Source organism: Streptomyces sp. AC550_RSS872 (assembly GCF_019049285.1).
Lineage (GTDB): Bacteria > Actinomycetota > Actinomycetes > Streptomycetales > Streptomycetaceae > Streptomyces.
In genome coordinates this window covers 1-215 of sequence record NZ_JAGMUL010000099.1, presented here as the reverse complement: position 1 = coordinate 215, position 215 = coordinate 1, and the positions used below count along the sequence as shown (strand labels likewise).

The window sequence follows — 215 nt, the reverse complement described above, 5'->3', positions numbered from 1 at the left end:
GACGGCCGGCCGGCGCTGATGTTCCAGGAGCACGCGCTGTTCCCGTGGCTGACCGCGGGCAAGAACATCGAACTCGCCCTGAAGCTGCGCGGGGTCGCCAAGGCCGAGCGGCGCGAGCGGGCCGAGGAGCTCCTCGAACTGGTCCGGCTGAAGGGCGCGTACGGCAAGCGGGTGCACGAGCTGTCCGGCGGTATGCGGCAGCGGGTCGCCATGGC

Annotated in this window: 1 protein-coding gene; it reads left to right on the top strand. The window is 72.1% G+C overall.

Annotation, left to right across the window (positions count from 1 at the left end):
• Positions 1-215: ATP-binding cassette domain-containing protein (locus KUM44_RS31570; RefSeq protein ID WP_217213185.1), on the top strand; the 215-nt coding region annotated here is incomplete at both ends.